Below are 1,934 nucleotides of genomic sequence, written 5' to 3' on the forward strand. Positions count from 1 at the left end.
TGATAATAAAAAGGAATTACCTATGGAACAATTAATGGTTGTGAAAAACAGAGTATTTGTTCCTTTAAGATTTATATCTGAGAATATGGGGGCAGTAGTGGGATTCGATGGGAAACAGAAGAATGTTTTTATTACTAGCAATAAAATTGATAGGGTTCGTTCAAGCTTACATTCAAAAACAAACAACACTGACTTTGAATTAAAGTTATTATCAAATAAAACAACATATAAATACGGTGAGCCTATCATGATATGGTCAACTTTAAAATCATTGACAAATCAACGGTTAAGTATTAAACATGGAACCCCCTTAATTACTTATTATTTAGAAGATGCAGATGGCTTTAAGTTATCAGAAATGAAAACTTCGATGGCGGTAAATAGCGAATTTAATCCAGGCGATGAAGAAATACAAGTAATTCCTCAGCATTTATTTTTAGAGTACCACTTGCACAAAAACAATATCACGGAGGTAGATAAATACTTAGAGGAATATATGAGCAGTACAACTCATCCTGCTGCTTTACCCAAAGGAAAATATACAATAGGTGTATCCGCAGATTACTTTATTGAACAGGACAGAGTAGAATTGTCAACAGAGGTTGAAATCGTTGTAGAGTAGTTAAGGTTTAAATTCGTAAATATGTTAATACGACATTCAGCAGAGTGAAGTGCACCCCTTAGAATAGACATTGGATTAACCCCCTGGTTGATCCGATAAAATTCTAGGGGGTGCATTTTTTATGCCAGCAATTAAAGGTCAGAAGTTTAAGAAGTATTCCTACGAGACAAAGATGGAGGTGATATATCTTCACTTGGTGGAAGGCTGGACTTATCGCAGAATCATGGAGAAGTTGGGATGACAGACAGACATCGTCTCAAAAACTGGATGAAGAAGTACAAGGAATTCGGCGAGTTTGGACTCATCGATCATCGTGGAAGACGAGACGAATATGTTGACCAAGACCGACAAATGAGCCGGCTGAAACGAGAAAATGAAATGCTAAAAAAGTGCTTGGAAATCTGGATGCAGGAGATGAAACGGAAAGATATATTAGCGTCGAGAAAGCCGTGAAAGAGTATTCAGTGAGCGCTCTTTGTAAGATTTTTGGCGTCTCTAGAAGTGGCTACTATGCTTATCTCAAACGCAAAGGTCAAGATCGGGATCAAATGGACAAGGCACTTGTACAGAAGGTTTACGACCAATACAACGGAGTGTATGGCTACCGTCAGATCCAGTTGTTCTGCTGCAGGAGCACGAGATCTGGATGAATCATAAGAAAGTGCTGCGGCTGATGCAAGCACTTGGAATCCGTTCACGAATTCGGCGTAAACATCGATGTAATAACGCTTCTTCAACCGAAGGACGTGTTGCCAAACGCCTGCTAAAGCGCGACTTTAAAGCAGATAGAGCGAACCAAAAATGGGTTACGAACGTCACTCAATTCCGTGTAGGTGAGTCGTGGATCTACCTCTCTGCCGTAAAAGACCTGTTTAATAATGAGATTGTAGCCTATCACATGAGCCACAGAAACGACAATCTGCTGGTGCTGCAGACCTTTGAGAATGCCTTTAACAAGACAAAAAACGTGACTGGACTGATCGTTCACAGCGATCAGGGATTCCAGTACACGTCCTATGCCTACCACGACATGCTGCCAAAGGTTGGCGCCCAAATCAGCATGTCTCGCCGAGGAATTGTTATGACAATGCCTCGATGGAGAGCTTCTTCTCGCATCTCAAAACGGAAGGGCTCTATCCTTATGATATCCGAAATATGGACGAGGCACAAAGGCGAATTGAAGCCTATATCCATTTTTACAACCAACATCGACCACAACGAAAACTAAATAAACTGCCTCCGGTAGAGTTCCGAAAGCAGTTTATAGCCTAGGGTCTTTTTTCAATGTCTATTAAATAGGGTCTTGACCAGA

3 protein-coding genes and 1 pseudogene are annotated in these 1,934 nt (G+C 40.5%); all 4 read left to right on the plus strand.

What is annotated here, in order from left to right; genetic code table 11:
• Window positions 1–622, plus strand: a 622-nt coding sequence (locus CHH67_RS24520; RefSeq protein ID WP_144029320.1) for a stalk domain-containing protein, incomplete at its 5' end; no start/stop codon positions are given.
• Between the two features lie 267 nt (window positions 623–889).
• Entirely contained in the window at window positions 890–1,075 is a 186-nt protein-coding gene (locus CHH67_RS26385; RefSeq protein ID WP_218832085.1) for a hypothetical protein, read from the plus strand.
• A gap of 193 nt (window positions 1,076–1,268) precedes the next feature.
• Window positions 1,269–1,637, plus strand: a pseudogene (locus CHH67_RS27255) (DDE-type integrase/transposase/recombinase); the annotation flags it as partial.
• Between the two features lie 80 nt (window positions 1,638–1,717).
• Window positions 1,718–1,894, plus strand: a complete 177-nt coding sequence (locus tag CHH67_RS27260; RefSeq protein ID WP_425320456.1) for an IS3 family transposase — start codon at window positions 1,718–1,720, stop codon at window positions 1,892–1,894.
• Window positions 1,895–1,934 lie beyond the last annotated feature (40 nt).

It is taken from the genome of Paenibacillus campinasensis, from assembly GCF_002272015.1.
GTDB lineage: Bacteria > Bacillota > Bacilli > Paenibacillales > Paenibacillaceae > Paenibacillus_AQ > Paenibacillus_AQ campinasensis.